The organism is Ruegeria sp. C9, from assembly GCF_056537585.1.
On sequence record NZ_JBQFRU010000001.1, the window covers coordinates 233,404 to 251,844 of the forward strand.

Below are 18,441 nucleotides of genomic sequence, written 5' to 3' on the forward strand. Positions count from 1 at the left end.
TAATTATTTTAAGGCTTCGCGATGGGGGGCATGTTCTCGTTTTTGGGTTCCGGGGAAGGCGTTGGCCTTAAATCTCCACGCCGCATGAGCGCCGGTCGCGGAGCGCGCTGATGGTGCTGCACCCCACCGGCCCGGAAACTGATCTTGGCGCGATGGAGCACCGCCATCTGACTGTCATGATGGTGGATCTTGTCGAGTCCACGGTATTGGCTCAAATGCTTGAGCCCGAAGATTTGCTGTCTACGACATTACGTTATCATAAACTGGTCGAACAAATTGCCGTTGAGTTCGGGGGCAGGGTGCTGCAGATCGTGGGCGACGGTATCCTCGTCGCCTTTGGTTGGCCTGCTGCGTCTGAAAATAATGCCGAGCGCGCTCTACGCGCTGCGCTGCGCATCCATACTGATCTGCCCGCAATGGCGGGTCCGCTCGATCTCAGGTGCCGGATTGGGATCGCATCCGGCGTAGTGCTTGTCGGGGACATCGCGCTTGGGACCAATATTCAGCCGGACGCGATTTTTGGATCGACGCTAAATCTTGCGGCACGTCTTCAGTCGTTGGCGACCCCCGGTGGAACAATGGTTTCTGCGGCAACACGAGCGCTTGGGGCCGAACAAATGGAGTTCGAGCCGCAAGGCGTTCAGAACCTCGCGGGGTTCGACCGGCCTGTTCCAGTTTATCGATTGACCGGTGAAGGCAAGGATCAGGCACGCCGCCATAACCGCACCCCGTTGCTTGGCCGCAAAGCCGAACGCGGACAACTCCGCCGCGCGTGGAAAGATGTGGAAGCCGGAAGAGGGCGGGTGATTCACATATTGGGTGAGGCAGGGATTGGCAAATCGCACCTGATCCGTGATCTGCGTTCGTCGGTCGGGCCGCAGGCATGGGTGACCTATCACTGCAGCCCGTTCCATGTCAGCACACCGTTCTTTCCCTTCATATCACAGGTCGAACGGTGGTGCGGCATCCACAATCAGGACGATATTGCCGCGCGTCGCAACCGGTTGTCAGAACATCTGAGCGATATTCTGGACGACGCGCAACTTCGCACGCTGTATTTCATTCTTGCCCCGGGCCCTGGCGACAGCGGGACGACCAGTGAGGACGAACTGCGCGCGCAACTGAGTGACATATTCATCCGCGTCTACCAAAAACTCAGCCGAGAGGGGCCGGTGCTTGTCGTGGTTGAGGATATGCAATGGGTCGACCCATCGACCCTTTCGGTGCTGCGCGACGTGGCCGAGCATCTGACATCACTTCCCGTCCTGATGTTGATGGTTTCGCGGATGCCGGCGCCATCAGCGATCAAAGAGAGCATACCGTCTCTTGAGCAATTGTCGCTTCCACCGCTCGATGATGCGACATCGTCAGAACTGGCCAAGGCGGCCTCGGGTGAGCGCCTTGACGACCGCACTACGGCGCAGATTTTGGCGCGGGGCAATGGCGTGCCCCTTTTCATCAAGGAGTGCTCTGCCGCCATCGCTGCGTCGCCTGAACGTATCGTGGACAACATTCCCGCCACGTTGCATGACCTCCTGGCGCAACAGGTGGACGAGGTCGGAGAACTCCGACGTGCCGCGATCGAGGCCGCTGTTATAGGAGGTGCCTTTGGGGCACCTTTGCTGGCTCAGATCAGTGAACTGACTGAAGACGAGTCCGAAGACGCGATCTTTGGGCTCGCCGCCACGGGTATATTGCAACATCTGCCCGGCGCGAATGACGACGCAGAAATGATCTGGCGGTTCCGCCATGAATTGGTGCGTGAGGCGGCATATCAAAGCCTTGTGCGGGACCGTCGCATTCATTTGCACCGACGCACGGCAGAAGCCCTTGCCGCCCAACCGGAAGCCGCCCGACAGCCTGAACAAATAGCGCGGCACTGGGAACTGGCCGGTGAAACAACGAAGGCGGTGGCCGCCTGGTCGGAGGCCGCGCGGCTGAACCTGAGGCGCCACGCAAATCGCGAAGGGGCTCAGCATGCCCGAAACGGATTGCGGCTGTTGGACGAGTTGCCCGCAGACCAACGCGATAAAGCTGAATTGAACTTGCAATTCCTTCTGGCCGCTGCCGAACGCGTGCATGTCGGTTATGGTGCCGAGCCCGCAATCGATGCCTTTGGGCGCAGTTTTGAACTGGCTGAAAAGCTGGGCGACAGACGTACTCTTGTGCGCGCGGGCAGGGGTCTGTTTACCGCTGCAATGGTCAAAGGTGATTACCAGAACGCCGAGCAATGGGGGCAAGCGATCATCGATGCGTATGACGATCACCACACCCGAATGGTCGGAAACTACATCTGTGGGGCCGCGCTATCCCCGCGCGGTCGGTTTCAGGATGCGGCAGCAGCTCTGGAACAAGCGGCGTCTCATGCGGATGCGCATCGCGCCGAAGCTGGAAACAGCCCCGATATTGCAGCCGTGATACAAATCGAGAGTATGAGCGCGCTGGTTGACAGCTTTCAGGGCAAAACTGAGGCGGCACTTGCCAAAGCCAAGCGGGCAGTTGACGCCGCGATGGCGTCGGGCCAGCCCTTGATCATCGCAAATGCAATGCATTGGTTGACCGAAATCCACATGCAGATGGACCACCCGGATTATGCGCGTATGGCCAAGGCGCTGAGCGCGGCTGTTCAGGACAAGGGCGGCCCTTATTACCAAGCTGTTGCGACGGCCCATCTTGCCGGGGCTGCCATCAGAACCGGCGAGGCCACAGAGGGCGTGGCCATGCTGCAGGCCGCTTGGGGAAGGATGCACGCAACGGGTGCCGAGGCGGCTGGCGTGCTCGTCAACGCCGAGCTCGCACGGGGCTATCTTGCTCTGGGTGAGATTCAGAAAGGGTTGGATGCGGTGGAGGCTGGTCTGACATGTGCAGAAAACACTGACGAGCGGAACTATGAGGCTGAAATCCACCGGATAAAGGCGGCTCTTCTACTGGAACAAGGTAGTCCGTTCGACGCGGCTGAGGCGGCTTTGCGTGAAGCTATAGCCGTGGCAAATGATCAGGGCGCGGCGCTGTATGAATTGCGCGCGCTGAGTGATCTTGCCTGCATCCGGCCAGCCGATACGGAAGTTGCCGCGCGGATTGCTGAGCTGGAAGAGCGCGCGGTCGCGTCTTAGGTCCCGCCGGGACGTCGACCTAAAGTGCAGTCTTCGGGTTGCAGGTCCAAGCCAACAAAACGCGCCACCTGCGAGAATGACGAAGTTTTCTTCAACAACTGAAAACCTTTCTCTGAAAAAGTCTCAGCCGAGTACAAGTTTTTGGACACCATCGGGTTGTTCATAAGCTGCGTGATTGCGTCATACGCCACCATCGATGTCATCAGATCGCCCATGATCACATCGCCCTTGTGCTGTTCCGCAAAGAGACCAGGGAACAACTCGACCCTATTGACGTCGCAATAAAGCCGGCTCAGGTCGGCAATCAATTCGTCCGCAAACGGCTGATCACCAACCATCTCAGTAAAGCTTGAATGCGGTTTGCGGCAGAAATGATGACGATAAGTGTTCAGCGACGGAAGACGCGCCTTACGCGTCAGGGCAATTGTAGCTTCGACAGGGGCAGGAGCACCGGGCGCAGGCCTTTGGAACAGGAAATCGGGCGTGTTGCGCAGCGACATGCGGGCCGCAGGTTGGCGCGACAATGATCGGATCATTTCCGCCAAGCCCGTTTGTTCGACCAGTCGTGGATTGAATCTGAACCCCTCCGGGCCAACCTGTGCGCCGTCGATTATGAATCGCTCGGGGATCATCGAATGCCAGCGGTAGAGCAAATTGAACTCAATCGCGATCTGGTTGGAATGATGCCACGGTTGCCAGCGATTGACGCCAACAGGCAGTTTGAATGGCATATTGGCGATGTGGGCGATGTAGTCCTCAAGCACAAGCTTGATCAGCAATGCGATCAAGGTGCAGCGTGTGGTCTGGAACACACGCTCTTTGTCCCAGCCTGATATGCCGCGCTTTTCGCGCCACAACAGATCGGCAAAGGTGTTATGGGCGCGCAACATCAGTGTATTGATCGTGATATAGCCTATCGTACCATTGCCATTATCGAGCCCGGTTGCATGAAAATCGAGCAGTAGCTGGTCGATTGCGTGATCGCTGAGACCCGGATGCGCCCGTTTCACCGCATTCCACAGCTTGCAGGGATCGTGCAACGGCTTTCCGCAATTCTCGCCAGTGGCGAGACTGCCATCAAAAGGGGGTGCTAGCTTAACACCTCCGGATTGGTTTTTTTGAAACAGCTTCGGAGCCCACATCTCGCCCTGTGTATCCAGACGAAAGGCCAGCCGGTGCGTTAGTTCATTGGTATCGGGATCGCGTTCGCGCAGCATGTCGGTCTGAAAATCGTTCAGCCCGTAGATTTGGCACAGATCGACTTCGTGGTTCGAATCCGTCTGATCAACCGGTCCTTTCGCCCCAAAGGTGCGAAGGAAACTGTCGGTAAACCATTGTGCGGCCGAGATAAACAATAGTGTCGATCCTTGCGGGCACATCAAGGTAAGCGGGCTGCCATCCATTTGTGTCCGTCGGCGAAAGAGATCAGCAACTTCGCTTTCCGACGGCAGGACGGGTGAGAGGTCTTCTGGCGTCGTATGCCGACCGATCCAGCGATGGGAAAACACGCCGGGCCATGTCGTGTAGTCTGCGCCCATTGTATAGGGCCGCGGTCGGTGGATCTTCGCGGCGTTTGCAAGCCTGATCGCGGCCAAATAACTCGTAACGGGTGGGGAGATCTTGAATCCGAGTTTGATCAGATCATCAACGTCCAGCATCAATACATCTCCGTTTGGTCATCGGTTCGGGAACCGGGCGCGGGCCAGGCTCAGATAGGTTCTGAGCCGGATCGCATTAATCGGTCCTAAAGGTTCGTGATCTGCCGTGACACGCCAGGGCGAGAAGCTCATCGCGTCGCCATTCTGCGGATCAAATTCTGCACCTTTGGGAATCGTGATATCCGCCACGGGCGTGACGGTATGATGGTACGGATCAAGAGGTGCATCTGGTTGCGGATCGCATGCCCACCGGATGCGATTGTCTAGCACATCGAATTCGTCGGCCGGGCGCGGGGGCTCAATCACACACAGCTCGAAGTGATTATCTCCATCGGCCACGTCTTGCCGCAAACACTGCCCGATCCCATCTGGGTCGTCTACCGGATGTGCCGGAACTTTTGGTTTAGCGCTGCGGGCTAGGTATCGGACTGTTAGATCCGGGCCCAGCCGATACGGTGTTGTCGACCAGAAATGGACCTCAAAAGGCGAGTGCATATAGTTCGAGGCGAAATCACTCGCGACGCGAAACTGACGCTTGCCTTCACGAGTGAGGAAGGCTCGAAATCCTGCGCGCAGCCCTTTGGTGATCAACCTAAGGCTCCATTTTCGTCGCCCTTTGATCGCGTGCTGGACCGCTTGTAATGTGGCGACAAGCCTGCCCAATCGCTCATATTCATCGGGGACGTAGCTGGGAAACACATCCTGATCGACCAATACAAAATCGAACTCGTCGCTGAGTTGTGTGGTCCCCAGATGCGCAAGTGCTTCGGCGTCGATCAGCTTGGGGCCAGGCACGTCAAAAAGCTTGATCGCCATCCCGTGGGCATCCGATTTCCGGTCATCCAGATGCGCGCCGTTGGAAAAGCGAAGTGCGGCTGAATAGGCTGCGGGCTGTTCAAACAGGCCGTGACGGAACTGTTCTGGTAGATCGTTTCTGACGGTGAATATTGCAGCCACACACCCGTGACTGCGCCCATGCTGAGCCCTTAAGCGATGGCCTTTCCACCGTGCAACGGCCTCGAGATTGTGGTCAATGACATCATCAACAATATCCGGCGGCAATGCGTTTTGCGAAACATGTGTCAAAGAACCGTCTCCTTGGATAAACCCAGGCAATGATCAAACAGGGGTAAGGTGCTGACAAAGCTAAACCTCTAAATTTGTTCAGCTTACCTCAGATTGTCTAATTTCCAAACACACCAACTATGGACAACCGTGGCCAGACAAATTCGGCGCGCAGCCCAACCCATTCGGTTGGTGCTACGGACACGTGGTTGCCCGCGCTCGATCCTCGACCAGAGTTGAGCGCCTTCGACTTTATCATTGACGTGTCCGGTGTTCTCGGGCACTCAGTCGATTGATGGTTCCCGGTGGCGTTGCCGCGGGATGAAAAGGGAATACGGTGAGGTTTGCCAAAATGGTGCCAATTCCGTAACTGCCCCCGCAACTGTAAGCGGTGAGCAAGGCCAAACAGCCACTGGTCCACAGGGTCGGGAAGGTTGGCCGAGCGCGGACCCGCAAGTCAGGAGACCTGCCATCAGATGTTCAACCAACCCGGGGCGGGGCGTCCTGGAAGGAGGCTTTGATGGCGCGTCAATCGCGTGTTTACATTGTCGGCAGCTTCCGCATGCGCTTGGAAACAGGTGGAGTGGACCATGCCAGATGCGCCTGATCATTTCATTCTAGTCTGCGAAAGCTGCACTGAAGGGCTGCGCCTTGATGAAATTTGCGATGCGTTGACTGGGAAATTACCTCGCAGTTTTGCGATCCGCGCGTCGTCTTGCATGGCAGGCTGCAATAGTCCCAGAACGGTTGGGTTCCAGGCCGTAGGAAAGGCGCAATACCTTTTTGGTGGCATTCAGACCGCGGATGAGGTGCAGGCGCTGGCTGAGTTTGCAGCGCAGTATCGTGAAAGCCCGGATGGCTGGACAAACGCCACTGATCGCCCGCAGGCGTTGTTCAATAAAACCCTCTCGCGCATGCCGCGGATCGAACAGGGGGCATCGCAATGACGTTGCGACCCTTTCTGATTGCCGAAAACCTTGAGTATTATGCCCTTAACGGAGATGTCCTGTTGCAGGGCGTCTCGTTCGAGTTGGACGAGGGTTCCATTCTAGCCATCGCCGGCCCGAACGGGGCGGGGAAAACGACGCTTCTCAATCTGTTGTGCGGCGCTGAGCCGCTGGCACTTGGCGATGTTCGGATCAAAGGACGCAGTCTGAAACAGCTCTCCGCCAAAGAGCGTGCGCGCATGATTGCAGTGGTAGGTCAGCAGGAACTGCCCGATGGACGCTTGGCGTTACGCGATTATGTTGCGCTGGGGCAAATACCCATCCGTGCGGACCGATCTGCCGAAGGCCACACGCAAGAGCTGGACCGGATTTTAGACCTGACCGGTCTCGCCAATCTCGCGGACAAGCGCATGGCCCAACTGTCCGGAGGCGAACGTCAGCGTGCCCATATCGCGCGCGCTTTGGCGCAGAACCCTTCGTTGCTGTTTCTGGACGAACCTACCAACCATCTGGATCCTGATGCAAAAGGGCGGATGCTGTCTTTGGTCGCCGAGCTTGGGATCACCGTGGTCATGATCGTACACGATCTGGTCATGATCCCCGAATTCGCCACACATGTGGCGCTGATGAAATCGACCCGCATGATCGAGTTTGGGTCGGTGGACAAGGTGCTGACACCCGAAAGAGTCCGCGAAACTTTTGGCGTTGATTTCCTCTGCTTTCTCCACGAAGGCCGCGTGATTCCGGCGCTTGATATTCGAAGAACCACAGTCTCAACTTAGTCAAAGGAACACACTGAGATGAAATACATCTGGCCCGTGGCGTTGGCCACCGCCATGGCAAGCGGTGCTGCTGCGCAAGAAGTCACCGTAGACAACTGCGGCGAACCGCTGGTTTTTGATACCGCGCCCGAGCGCCTGGTTGTGCATGACATGAACATGACCGATATGGCCTTTGCGTTGGGTCTGCAGGACAAGATCGTCGGCCTGACCGGCATCACCGGCTGGTACAAGACCAGCCCTGATTTTGATGCCCTGCGCGGCGACATCCCCGAGCTTGCGCCGAAATATCCGACCGTCGAAAACCTGGTGGCGGTTGAACCCGACCTGTTCTTTGCAGGTTGGTACTATGGCATGAAGCCGGGTGGTGATGTGACCCCAGATACATTGGAACCGTTCGGAATCAAGACCTTGGTTCTAACGGAAAGCTGTGTCCATCTGGACAAGGATCGCCCCGAAGCCAGCATGGATCTTCTGTTTGGCGATGTGTTGCGCTTGGGCAAGGTGATGCAAGTCGAAGACAAGGCCGAGGCTCTGGTCTCGGGCTGGAAAGAGCAGCTGGCAGCGATCGAAGCCAAGACTGCTGAACTGCCCAAGCCCCGCGTCTTTCTTCTGGATGGTCCTGCAGATGCTCCGTTTACCGCCGGTAAATTCGCGATTCCCGATGCGATGATCACAGCCGCTGGTGGTGAAAACGTCACTCATGACATGGACACGAGCTGGGGCCGCACTTCGTGGGAGGCCGTTGCCGCATCGAACCCGGAATTCCTGGTTTTGTTGGATTATCAGACCGGCAATGGCGCCGAGGACACCTTCAAGTTCCTGCAGGAACATCCCGTCATGTCGCAGACTGATGCCGTCAAGAACGAACGCTGGATCGGATTGCGCTACGAAGAGCTGACGCCCGGACCGGCAAATATCGAAGCGATCTCGAAGATGGCGCGCGCGATGCATCCGGGTCAGAGCTAATATGGGCCGACTGGGCCTGACGTTGTTGCTGGGGGCGGTCGTTCTGACCGCCCTTTTGCTGATTTCCACGATCTACGGCACAACCTCGATTCCTTTGTCCGACACCTTCACCGCGATATTGCGCGGTACCGGGTTGCAGGACGGAGAGATGTCGCCGCTGCATAGGATCGTATTCGACCTGCGATTGCCCCGCGCGTTGTTTGCAGCCGTGATCGGTGCCGGGCTGGGCATCGTTGGCGTGGTGCTGCAAACGACCACACGTAATGACCTTGCCGATCCATTTCTGTTCGGCCTGTCCTCGGGTGCGGCAGCGGGGGCGGTGTTTGTAATTACCGTGACCGGAGATATTCTGGGTTTCTGGACTCTGCCTCTGGCTGCCTTTTGCGGCGGTCTTGTGGCGTCGGGCATCGTGCTGGCGCTGGTTCATGGGCTTCGCACCAGCGCACCGGAAAAGCTGATCCTTGCGGGTCTGGCTGTGTCATTTTTGTTTTCGGCCATCACCAACTATCTGATCTTCGCCGGTGATAGCCGCGCCGCCCATTCTGTCATCTTCTGGATGCTGGGGGGGCTGGGCCTGGCCCGTTGGGAGACGTTCCCGCTGGTGTGCATCGGTCTGCTGCTGATCCTGAGCTATTCGCTTTATCGCAGCCGTTGGTTGGATGCGCTGCTGACCGGGGATTTGACTGCCGCAACTCTGGGTGTGCCGGTTCGGGGTCTGCGGTTCAGCATGTTTTTCACCGCAGCTTTGGCAACGGCCGTGTTTGTTTCCGTAGCCGGAGTGATTGGTTTTGTCGGTCTGATGGTGCCGCATATTGCGCGCGGGATCGCAGGTCCCCTGCACAAAAACCTTCTACCTACCGCCGCTATGGTTGGTGCTGCCTTGTTGACCGGCTCTGACATTCTCAGCAGGCTTCTGCTGGCTCCGCAGGAATTGCCGGTGGGGATCGTCACAACTTCAATCGGATCGGTGTTTGTGTTCTTGCTTTTATTCAGGACTGCGAGAAATCAACGGTAAGGCCCTCGATCTTCGCTCCCAAGATATTTCGTCCTGATCAGGTCTGAGCCGAGTTTAAACCTTTCCGTCAGCCGCTTGGCCGAGCCACTTGAACACAAGCTTGGCGCGGTCGGATGAGGTGTTGTGTAGTTTCACGTAGAAATCCAGTTGCGATGAGATGGTTTGCGGCAACAGTCTGACCAGTTTTCCGGATGCGGTCAGCTCCGAGGTCAGTCCCTCCCATCCCAGCACTGCGCCCATATCGTCCTGAGCGGCCTGAAGCGCAATCGTGTAATTGTTGACCCGATGCGCGGAATTCAGCGGGCCTTCATAGCCCAGTTTACGGGTCCAGGCCCGCCAATCGGTCCAACCGGTATCTGGTGCATCAAGATGGATGAGCGGCACTTTGGCGATCTCGCCGACATGCTCGATTGGGTTCTGTTTCGCAAACCGAGGGCTGCATAAGGCCATGATGTTGTCGTGAAACAAGGTCTTGATAATCCCTGAATCCCGGCGTGTATCACCGTAGTGAATGCTTAGATCACATTTTGAGGTATCGACCCCGAGATCGGTCACAACTTGTGTCACAGAAACATGGCCATGCGTTTTCCAAAACTGGGCAAGCCGTGGTGTAAGCCAAAGCGAGCTGACCGCCGTAGAGGAACGGATCGTCACGCCTTTGTGGTCATACTGTCGGCGCAACTGCCCAAGGGCCTCGCTGATCCCTTCAAGGCCACGTTGAAGGGCGACCAGCAAATAGGCTCCGCTTTCGGTAAGTTCGACGCCGCGATGATGGCGCAGAAACAGCGCGCATTGCAGCTCGTTCTCAAGCGCTTTGACCTGATGGCTGATCGCTGCGGGCGTAACATTCAGCTCTTCAGCAGCAGTTTTGAAACTCACATGCCGCGCTGCGGTTTCAAAGCTGATCAGAGAGCTTAGGGGCGGAAGATCATATGGGCGGTTGGGCAAGATGTTTTGACCTGTGACAAGTTGAAAACCCGATAATAAGAACGCAATCAGCAGCGATTTGGCTTAGTTCATCTTATGCAGAGTGAATCTTTTTGCAATTGCCCGCCAGCAGTTCAATGTGAAAATGCGCCACAACCGTTTGAGACATGATCAAGGGATGTGCCAAGGGTCCTCAAGCCCCTTGGACATCATATCGATCTTTCCTCATGCAATTCGATCCCCGGTTGGTCGTGCACAATTTGAAGGAGTTGCAGTATGCAGTCACATGCAAAAGTCGTGGTTGTCGGTGGCGGATGCGTCGGGGCGTCAATTCTATATGGGCTGACCGAACATGGATGCTCTGATGCCGTTATGCTGGAACGCACCACACTGACCTCGGGTTCCACCTGGCATGCGGCTGGTTTGCTAGTAACCTTTGTGCGGTCGCACAACGTGTCGAAGATGACGATGGAAACCATCCGCATCTACACCGAGGTGGAAGAGAAGATGGGCAGTTCGGTCGGATTGCGTAAGGTAGGACAGCTGCGGGTGGCTAATACCGAAAAGCGCTGGGATGAGTTCCAGTCCTATATCTCGATTGCCGAAGCTGCGGGCGTGCCCTGCCAACTGCTGACGCCGGAGGAGATTGCCGAGATTCATCCCTTGCTGAACCAAAGTCCAGATATTCGGGGTGGTATTCTGCACACGGAAGACGGCTATGTGAATCCCGCCGACATTACCATGGCGTTGGCCAAGCTCGCGCGGGATGCCGGCGCCAAGGTATACCAGAACACCGAAGCGCAGGCTTATGAGAAGCTGGACAATGGCCACTGGAAAGTGACCACCAATCAGGGTGAGATCACCTGCGAGCATCTGATCTTTGCCACCGGCAACTACGCCCGCGAAAATGCGCGCCGCGTGGGGCTGGACCTGCCATGTATCCCGATCGTTCACCAGTATTGGACGACCGAGACGGTGCCGCTGTTGAAAGAGCGCCGGGCGCAAGGCTTGCCCGAATTCCCAATCCTGCGGGATGAGGACTACGGCGCTTATCTGCGCGAAGATGTGGGCGGGATCCAGTTCGGGCCGTATGAATTCACCAAAGACCTCAAACTATTCGCCGAGGATCGTGTCCCGCCCGAGTTCGGAGCCGATCTGTTGCCCGAGGATTTTGATGCCGTGGAAACCCAATGGGAACGCGCCATCGAACGGGTGCCAACCTTGGGTGAGGTTGGGATCAAGGCCAACACCCGTGGCCCGTTCCAGATGACCCCGGACGAGCTGCCTCTGGCCGGACCCGCACCGGGGCATGAGAACCTTTGGCTGGCCGAAGGCATGCCTGGTGGCATCCTCTGGGGCGGCACCGTTGGTAACCGTTTGGCCAAATGGATCGTCGATGGCGATCCGGGCATGGATATGTCAGAGCTCGACCCGCGTCGATTCTCGGACTACGCCTCAAAACGTTGGACCATGGATAAGGTGCGCGAGACATGGGGCACCCATATGGATGCGCATGTTCCGGGTGAGGATTTCCCGGATGCGCGCCCGATGAAGACCATGGGGTCATATGATCTTTTGACTGCTCAGGGCGCGGTTTGGACCAGCTTTAACGGCTACGAATTTCCTCGCTGGTTTGCCAAATCGCCCGAAGAGGCGATCCCCGAACACAGTTTCCGCCGCACCAACCATATGGAGCGTGTTCAGGAAGAGGTGCGCACCACCCGTGAAGAGGCTGGCTTCATCGAAATGTCGCCGATGACCAAGTTCACAGTGCGCGGGCCGGGTGCCGCCAAATGGCTGGATAGCCTGATGGCCAACAAGCTGCCCAAGGTGGGCCGCATGACCTTGTCGCTGATGTTGAACGACAAGGGCGGCATGGATGCGGAGTACACAATCGTGCGCTATGCCGACGACGATTTCTACCTGATATCGACGCCGAACTGGCGAGCCTACAATTGGGATCAGTTACAGCGCGTGCTGCCAGGTGATGGCTCGGTGGTGATCGAGGATATCTCAGAACAGCTGGGCGTGATCGCACTGGCCGGGCCCAAGGCACGGGACATCCTGCAACCATTGACCGATAATGATTTGTCGAACGAAGCATTCCCATGGCTGTCGGCACAGATGGGCGAGGTGGGCTATGCCAAAGGTGTGCACTTGTTGCGCGTCTCCTACACCGGTGAGTTGGGATGGGAACTGCACCACCCGGTCGGGTACAATCGCCACCTCGTTGATCTGCTGCTGAAATCGGGTGTGAAACCCTTCGGGCTTGAAGCGTTGGAGTCGATGCGGCTTGAGAAATCCTATCGCGCGATCAACCGCGAAATCTGCAAGGACCTGACCCCATATGAGGCCGATTTGGGCCGTTTCGTTGCAATGACCGAGAAGATCGGCGGGCAGGTGGCCGAACGTGATTTCATCGGCAAAGCCGCGTTGCAACAGCAGCAGGAGCAGGGTGGATACAACACACTGGTCACACTGAAGCTGCCGTTCTGCGACACCTCGGTGATGTTTGACGAAGGCGTCTATGCCGATGGCAAGCTGATCGGACGCATCACTTCGGGCGGATTCTCGTATTACTGCAACCACGACATTGCGATGGCGCTGGTTCCACACGGGGTGACGGCACCCGGCACCAAAATGCAGGTGCTCATCCACAATGAAATGCGCGAGGCCGAAGTGATCGATACCTGCGCCGTTGATCCCACCAGCGCCCGCGCGCGCGCCTGATTAGGAGGATTTGAGATGGCAGAAGTCAAAGCACGCTCGGGCCGTGGCGGTGGACGTGCCGCGCGGGTCAAGGCTCGCACCAACCCGCCCCCTGTCTACTTGTCGACGCTGAACCGCAAAGTTGGTCCGATTGATCTGCTTGGTCCCGAAGGCGTTGAGAAAATCCACAACGCGGCCATGACTATACTTGAAACCACAGGGATTGAGTTCCGCGATCCGGTGGCCTTAGCTGATTGGAAGAAGTACGGTGCGGATGTGCAGGGTGAGCGAGTGCGCATCGGGCGCGAGATGCTGATGGACCTGATCTCGGCCGTTCCCTCGGAATGGGGCTATGCCGCGCGCAACCCGGAACGCTCGCTGCGGGTGGGCAATCGGCATTCGGTCTTTGCCAATGCGTATGGCGCGCCGTTTGTCTATGGTCTGGATGGTGTGCGCCGCCCTTCGATGCTGGAGGATGCGCATAACTTCTTCAAACTCAGTCAGATGAGTCAGTCGATGATGGTGCCGGGTATTTTGCCGGTCGAGCCGCAGGACGTACCCGTCCCGCAACGCCACCTGGAGCTGGTTCATGCTGCACTGACGCTGACCGACAAACCGATCAAGGGTTCAGTTCTATCCGAACAGGCAGCGTTGGACTCGGTAGAGATGACTCGCATCGTGTTTGGCGAGGAATTTGTTGACAACAATGTCGTGATGGCAGCTCTGCTGAACTGCAACACACCGTTGGTCTGGGATGAGACCATGTTGCAAAGCCTGCGCGTCTATGCCGCCGCCAACCAGCCCTGCCTGCTGTCGCCCTTTGTTCTTGCCGGGGCGAGCACACCTGCAAGCCCGCAGGGTGGTGTGGCACTGCTGATCGCAGAATCTCTGGCCGGTATGGCCTACAGCCAGATCATCCGGCGCGGAGCCCCGATGGTGCTGGGGGTGGCAATCATGGGCGTTTCGATGAAGACAGGTGCACCGATGATGGGTTCGCCCGAACCAGGGCTGATGAACCTTCTGGTGGGTCAGATGGCACGGTTTTATGGTGTGCCATGGCGGACCTGTACCATGTGGACCGGATCGAAATCCCCGGATATGCAGGCTGCGTTCGACACCGCAAACACCATGTGGCCGGTGCTTCTGGGCGGTGCAAACTACATCGTACACTCAGCAGGCTTCCTTGAAGGCGCGCTTGGGGTCAGCTACTCAAAATGGGTGCAGGACGCGTTGCAGTTGGAGAACTTCCACCGTTTCTTCAGCGGCCTGCAAGAAGAAAATCTGGACACGTTGCTGGGCGACATTGACAAAATCGGACCGGGTGGGCACTTCCTTGGTACTGACCACACGCGCGAAAACCCAATGCATATGAACCACTTGCAAAACAATGACAGTTTTGAACAGTGGGAAGCAGAAGGTGCTAAAACCGCAGAAACCGTTGGCACGGAAGAGGCGCAGCGTATGCTGAACACCTACGTCCAGCCACCAATGCCGGACGATCAGCGCGGGGCGTTGGATGAATTCGTCGCTAAGAAGCGGGTGGAATACAGCGCCTAAACAGATCTGCAAGCGGGCACTTATGTGCCCGTTTCCTCAACCAACGACAGGATTAGGCACATGGCCGATAACTCGACGATCGCTCTCTCACTCGACGAAGTAGAGGAATTGGCAAAATCTGTCCTTGTGGCTGCAGGCATGGATGAACATGGCAGCACGGTTCTGGCCGGGCTTGTGCGGATGAGCGAGCGCGACGGCCCGCGTAGCCATGGGTTAAGGATGTTACCTGTTTATGCGCAGAGCTTTTCTTCGGGATATGCCAACCCCGAGGCCGACCCGAGTGTCGAACGGATCGCACCGGGGGTTCTGCGCGGAGATGGTGACAATGGCTATTACCAGATCGTGGCCGCCAAAGCTCGAGACGAGCTTATTGAAATGGCGCGCGCGAATGGTATTGCCGCGTTTACTTGTGCCAATTGCCACCATCTGGGGGCACTACGTTTCGATACAGGTCCGCTAGCGGACGCTGGGCTGGTCGCGCTAGGTGTTGTGAACTCGCTCTCGATGGTGGTGCCGCAAGGCGGCATCCGCCCTGTTTTCGGCACCAATCCGATGTCCTTTGCTTGCCCGCGACCGGGTCGTGCGCCGGTTGTTTGGGATCAGGCCTCGTCAATGGTTGCGCTGATGGACATCCGGATGGCCGCGGCCGAAGGGCACGAATTGCCGCGCCCTGCGGGGCTTGACCCGAACGGTCAGCCAACCAGCGATCCCAACGCGATTTTGGAGACCCGCAGTCTGTTGCCGTTTGGCGAGCACAAAGGCGCTGCGATTGCCTTCCTGATCGAAGTTCTTGGCGCGGCACTGGCCGGTGGAACATTGTCCGTGGACAATGCCAACCGCGAAGCGCACGGTGCCTTGAATATCAAGGGCGGTTCAACGTTGATCGCGATTGATCCGGCGCGTTTCGGGAATGCCGCATTTGAAGGCTATGTCCAACGCATCTGCGCTGAGATTGAAGGTAACGGGGATGCCCGCGTTCCCGGAGATGGCCGCTTGAAGAACCGTGCTGCCGCCGAAGCGGATGGTGTTCGCGTCACGGCGGACTTGATGAAGCAACTTCGCGAACTTCTGTAGGGGTCCCAGTAATGGCACGGTTGGTTGTAATTGGCGGCGGCATCGTCGGAATATCCTGTGCGCTGACATTGCAGTCGCAGGGCCACGAGGTCACCGTCGTAGAACCGGGTCCGGTTGGTGAGGGCGCGAGTTGGGCTTCCTGCGGGTGTATCGCAGTGGGTGAGATCGTGCCGTTGTCGCAGCCGGGGATGCTGATGAAAGTGCCGGGCTGGTTGCTGGATGCCGAGGCCCCGTTGACACTGCGCCCGGCCTCAGCGGTGAAATTGCTGCCGTGGTTTGCACGGTTTACGGCCAATGCGCGTCGCTCGAAAATGCGCGCAATCGCCTCCGATCTGGCAAGACTTACGTTTGCTGCAACAGCGGATTTCAAGGCTCAGCTTTTAGATGTAGGCCATCCTGAGGTTTTGGTCGAACGGCCGGTAATCAAGTTGTTTGACGACGACAATGACCTTGCGACCATGCGCCCAGCTTTTGAGTTGGCGCGTGAGTTGGGCTGCACGATTGATCAAGTTACAGGTCAGGAAGCGCATGAAATCGATCCTGCAATAGCATCTGATTTCAAACATGCAGCTTTGCTTAGAGACTGGAGTTTTGTGGCTGACCCTAAGGTATTGGTTGAAACGCTGACGCAGAGTTTTAGCAGCCGCGGCGGGGCTGTCGTGGCAGGAAGAGCAATCGGTTTTACGCAGGACGGACAACATGTGAAAAGCGTGAAGCTGAGCGATGGGCGATCGATCAGCGCAGATGATTTCGTCATCGCTGCGGGAACGCCGTCTAGAATCTTGGCCAAGACGCTGGGCGTTCAACTGAGGATGGAAGGGGTGATCGGATATTCGACTGCGTTGAAAGATAGCGGGGTCGAGCTCCGCCATACGGTGTTTTATGCCAAAGGCGGGTTTGGCATTACACCGTATCAGCAGGCGCTGGCAGTGGCCGGTACCGCAGAATTTGCCGACCTGAACGCGCAGCCGAATTGGAACCGAGCCGATGTGCTGGTCAGGCGTGCATTCCGCGTATTACCGGGTTTGAAGACCGATAATGCGGAACGCCGGATGGGTCGCCGCCCGTTTACACCGGACACACGTCCGATCATTGGCCGCAGCAGGCGACTGGCTAACGTCGCCTTTGCGACGGGTCACGGACAGCTTGGCCTGACACTAGGCGCGACGACGGCGCGTATAATCGCAGATGTAATTGCTGGCAGATCACCGGACATCGATATAGAAGCCTTTAGCCCAGATCGGTTCTCGTCCTGAGCCAAAGCCCGCCCAGCTCTTTTTGAGCCACATGGGACGTCATCAGCAACGCGATCATCCAGCCAGTCACCACGGCACCTGCGGTGCCGAACCAGACACCAATTTCGTTAAAGCCGAGCAGGCCGACGAAAATCCAGACAAAAAAGGCGACGCCAAATCCTTGACGATATAGGCTGATCCACACGGTCCAGATCGGTCGCTTCAAGGCTTGCAATAGCGAGTTGATGGAAAAAAGCATCATGTAGATCGGGAGGATCAAACTATCGACACGTAGATAGCTAAGTCCGACGCGGATCACTTCGGGATCGTCGGTGAAAAAGCCCATCATAAGGCGGCCAAAAATCCACAAAATGGGGGCTGCGATGGCGGTCATGATGAACCCGACTTTCCAGCAATAAAACAGTGCCTCGCGTACCCTTTCATAGTCGCGGGCACCGAAATTCTGGGACGCGATGGGCAGCAGTGCCCCCGTGACCCCCAGCACCGGCAAAAGCAAAATCTGCTCAAGCCGAATGGCAATGCCAAAGCCAGCGATTGCGTGCTCTCCAAAGATCTTCAGGGCAAACTGCATGACGAAACCTGACAGCAGCATCACGAAGAAAGATGTCGCTGTCGGAAGTACCTGAACCGAGATCTCCTTGAACTTCTGTAGGCGCGGAATGAAGTTTCGGGGGCGCATGCGCCTCATCCTGCGGCGTCTGAGGACCTGACGGATCAGAAACACCATCACACCGGTCTGGCTGATCACCGTCGATACAGCGAGGCCATCAAATCCGATGCCCGGGATCACGCCCGGAATGCCGTAGATCAAGAGGGGGTTCAGACCGATATTGGCAAAAAACGCCACCATGAGGGCGCGTTGCATCGATACCGCGTCACCATGTGCCTGAAGAATGCCATTGCAACCGAAGGCCAGTAGAAATCCGGGCAAGGCCAATAGGAGCCAGTGGAAATAACGTAAACCTGCATCGCGATAAGGTCCCGGTTCCGAAACCAGATTTATCAGCGCAGGGCCGTACCAGAGACCAGCCGCCGCCAGAACACAGGCTGCAATGAAGCCATAGATCATTCCCTGTGCCGCAAACCGCCGCGCTGCGCGAGTGTCTCCAGCGCCTAATGCGTTGCCGACCAGCGCGCTCATCGCGGCACCCAACCCGACCCCGACCGAAATGGCAATGAAAAAGGCCTGAAACCCTAGTGCCAATCCAGCCTGCGCGCTGGTCGAGAGAAGGCCGGCGAAGAACATGTCGACAACGTTGTAGAGAGTGTTGAACAACATCCCGATTGCGCCCGGGATCGCCAGGGTTCGGAAATGGGTCGAGATTGGCCCGCGCGTCAGATCAATTTCAGTTGGGATGGCCATATCAACTGG

At 57.3% G+C, this 18,441-nt stretch carries 13 protein-coding genes and 1 riboswitch; of the genes, 9 read left to right on the top strand and 4 right to left on the bottom strand.

Annotation, left to right across the window (positions count from 1 at the left end; translation table 11 throughout):
• Positions 1-110: 110 nt before the first annotated feature.
• Positions 111-3,113 (top strand): AAA family ATPase, encoded by a 3,003-nt coding sequence (locus tag ACR0NE_RS01160; RefSeq protein ID WP_170596679.1) that lies wholly within the window; start codon positions 111-113, stop codon positions 3,111-3,113.
• Here the strand turns inward: ACR0NE_RS01160 and ACR0NE_RS01165 are convergent.
• Together ACR0NE_RS01165 and ACR0NE_RS01170 are read right to left on the bottom strand one after the other, a co-directional pair.
• Positions 3,110-4,771, bottom strand: coding sequence for a peroxidase family protein (locus ACR0NE_RS01165; RefSeq protein WP_170596677.1), 1,662 nt, complete (start codon positions 4,769-4,771; stop codon positions 3,110-3,112). The two genes, ACR0NE_RS01160 and ACR0NE_RS01165, sit on opposite strands and share 4 nt — an antisense overlap.
• Positions 4,772-4,789: 18 nt before the next feature.
• Entirely contained in the window at positions 4,790-5,857 is a 1,068-nt protein-coding gene (locus ACR0NE_RS01170; protein WP_170422551.1) for a catalase family protein, read from the bottom strand.
• 258 nt (positions 5,858-6,115) lie between these two features.
• Positions 6,116-6,324: riboswitch (cobalamin riboswitch) on the top strand.
• 102 nt (positions 6,325-6,426) lie between these two features.
• Between ACR0NE_RS01170 and ACR0NE_RS01175 the strand changes: the two genes are divergently transcribed.
• Genes ACR0NE_RS01175 through ACR0NE_RS01190 form a run of 4 tightly spaced genes read left to right on the top strand, consistent with a single transcriptional unit; the run spans position 6,427 to position 9,546 of the window.
• Positions 6,427-6,783 carry a DUF1636 family protein gene (locus ACR0NE_RS01175; RefSeq protein ID WP_170596673.1) on the top strand — a complete coding sequence of 119 codons (357 nt, stop codon included), beginning with the start codon at positions 6,427-6,429 and terminating at the stop codon, positions 6,781-6,783.
• Positions 6,780-7,565: an ABC transporter ATP-binding protein gene (locus ACR0NE_RS01180; protein WP_170596671.1), complete on the top strand. Its 786-nt coding sequence runs from the start codon at positions 6,780-6,782 to the stop codon at positions 7,563-7,565. Before ACR0NE_RS01175 ends, ACR0NE_RS01180 begins: the two co-directional genes overlap by 4 nt.
• Positions 7,566-7,583: 18 nt before the next feature.
• Positions 7,584-8,531 (top strand): ABC transporter substrate-binding protein, encoded by a 948-nt coding sequence (locus ACR0NE_RS01185; RefSeq protein WP_170509081.1) that lies wholly within the window; start codon positions 7,584-7,586, stop codon positions 8,529-8,531.
• 1 nt (position 8,532) lies between these two features.
• Positions 8,533-9,546 (top strand): iron ABC transporter permease, encoded by a 1,014-nt coding sequence (locus tag ACR0NE_RS01190; protein ID WP_170509083.1) that lies wholly within the window; start codon positions 8,533-8,535, stop codon positions 9,544-9,546.
• A gap of 54 nt (positions 9,547-9,600) precedes the next feature.
• On the opposite strand, the gene ACR0NE_RS01195 is transcribed toward ACR0NE_RS01190, so the two are convergent.
• Positions 9,601-10,494 (bottom strand): LysR substrate-binding domain-containing protein, encoded by an 894-nt coding sequence (locus tag ACR0NE_RS01195; protein ID WP_170422562.1) that lies wholly within the window; start codon positions 10,492-10,494, stop codon positions 9,601-9,603.
• 255 nt (positions 10,495-10,749) lie between these two features.
• Between ACR0NE_RS01195 and ACR0NE_RS01200 the strand changes: the two genes are divergently transcribed.
• Genes ACR0NE_RS01200 through ACR0NE_RS01215 form a run of 4 tightly spaced genes read left to right on the top strand, consistent with a single transcriptional unit; the run spans position 10,750 to position 17,069 of the window.
• Positions 10,750-13,203, top strand: a complete 2,454-nt coding sequence (locus ACR0NE_RS01200) for a GcvT family protein (RefSeq protein ID WP_170596669.1) — start codon at positions 10,750-10,752, stop codon at positions 13,201-13,203.
• A 15-nt stretch (positions 13,204-13,218) separates the two neighbouring features.
• Complete coding sequence (locus ACR0NE_RS01205) at positions 13,219-14,739, top strand: trimethylamine methyltransferase family protein (RefSeq protein WP_170393827.1); 1,521 nt, start codon at positions 13,219-13,221, stop codon at positions 14,737-14,739.
• Between the two features lie 60 nt (positions 14,740-14,799).
• The gene (locus tag ACR0NE_RS01210) at positions 14,800-15,813 is read left to right on the top strand and encodes an Ldh family oxidoreductase (protein ID WP_170596667.1); all 1,014 of its coding nucleotides are present in this window, start codon (positions 14,800-14,802) and stop codon (positions 15,811-15,813) included.
• A gap of 11 nt (positions 15,814-15,824) precedes the next feature.
• Entirely contained in the window at positions 15,825-17,069 is a 1,245-nt protein-coding gene (locus ACR0NE_RS01215; RefSeq protein WP_170596665.1) for an FAD-dependent oxidoreductase, read from the top strand.
• Here the strand turns inward: ACR0NE_RS01215 and ACR0NE_RS01220 are convergent.
• Positions 17,044-18,432: an MATE family efflux transporter gene (locus tag ACR0NE_RS01220; protein WP_170562108.1), complete on the bottom strand. Its 1,389-nt coding sequence runs from the start codon at positions 18,430-18,432 to the stop codon at positions 17,044-17,046. The two genes, ACR0NE_RS01215 and ACR0NE_RS01220, sit on opposite strands and share 26 nt — an antisense overlap.
• Positions 18,433-18,441 lie beyond the last annotated feature (9 nt).

What these genes read in the sequence shown, in the direction of transcription:
- ACR0NE_RS01160 (WP_170596679.1), top strand. Translation starts at nt 111, where the DNA reads ATGGTGCTGCACCCCACCGGCCCGGAAACTGATCTTGGCGCGATGGAG.
- ACR0NE_RS01165 (WP_170596677.1), bottom strand. Translation starts at nt 4,771, where the DNA reads ATGCTGGACGTTGATGATCTGATCAAACTCGGATTCAAGATCTCCCCA.
- ACR0NE_RS01175 (WP_170596673.1), top strand. Translation starts at nt 6,427, where the DNA reads ATGCCAGATGCGCCTGATCATTTCATTCTAGTCTGCGAAAGCTGCACT.
- ACR0NE_RS01180 (WP_170596671.1), top strand. Translation starts at nt 6,780, where the DNA reads ATGACGTTGCGACCCTTTCTGATTGCCGAAAACCTTGAGTATTATGCC.
- ACR0NE_RS01185 (WP_170509081.1), top strand. Translation starts at nt 7,584, where the DNA reads ATGAAATACATCTGGCCCGTGGCGTTGGCCACCGCCATGGCAAGCGGT.
- ACR0NE_RS01190 (WP_170509083.1), top strand. Translation starts at nt 8,533, where the DNA reads ATGGGCCGACTGGGCCTGACGTTGTTGCTGGGGGCGGTCGTTCTGACC.
- ACR0NE_RS01200 (WP_170596669.1), top strand. Translation starts at nt 10,750, where the DNA reads ATGCAGTCACATGCAAAAGTCGTGGTTGTCGGTGGCGGATGCGTCGGG.
- ACR0NE_RS01205 (WP_170393827.1), top strand. Translation starts at nt 13,219, where the DNA reads ATGGCAGAAGTCAAAGCACGCTCGGGCCGTGGCGGTGGACGTGCCGCG.
- ACR0NE_RS01210 (WP_170596667.1), top strand. Translation starts at nt 14,800, where the DNA reads ATGGCCGATAACTCGACGATCGCTCTCTCACTCGACGAAGTAGAGGAA.
- ACR0NE_RS01215 (WP_170596665.1), top strand. Translation starts at nt 15,825, where the DNA reads ATGGCACGGTTGGTTGTAATTGGCGGCGGCATCGTCGGAATATCCTGT.
- ACR0NE_RS01220 (WP_170562108.1), bottom strand. Translation starts at nt 18,432, where the DNA reads ATGGCCATCCCAACTGAAATTGATCTGACGCGCGGGCCAATCTCGACC.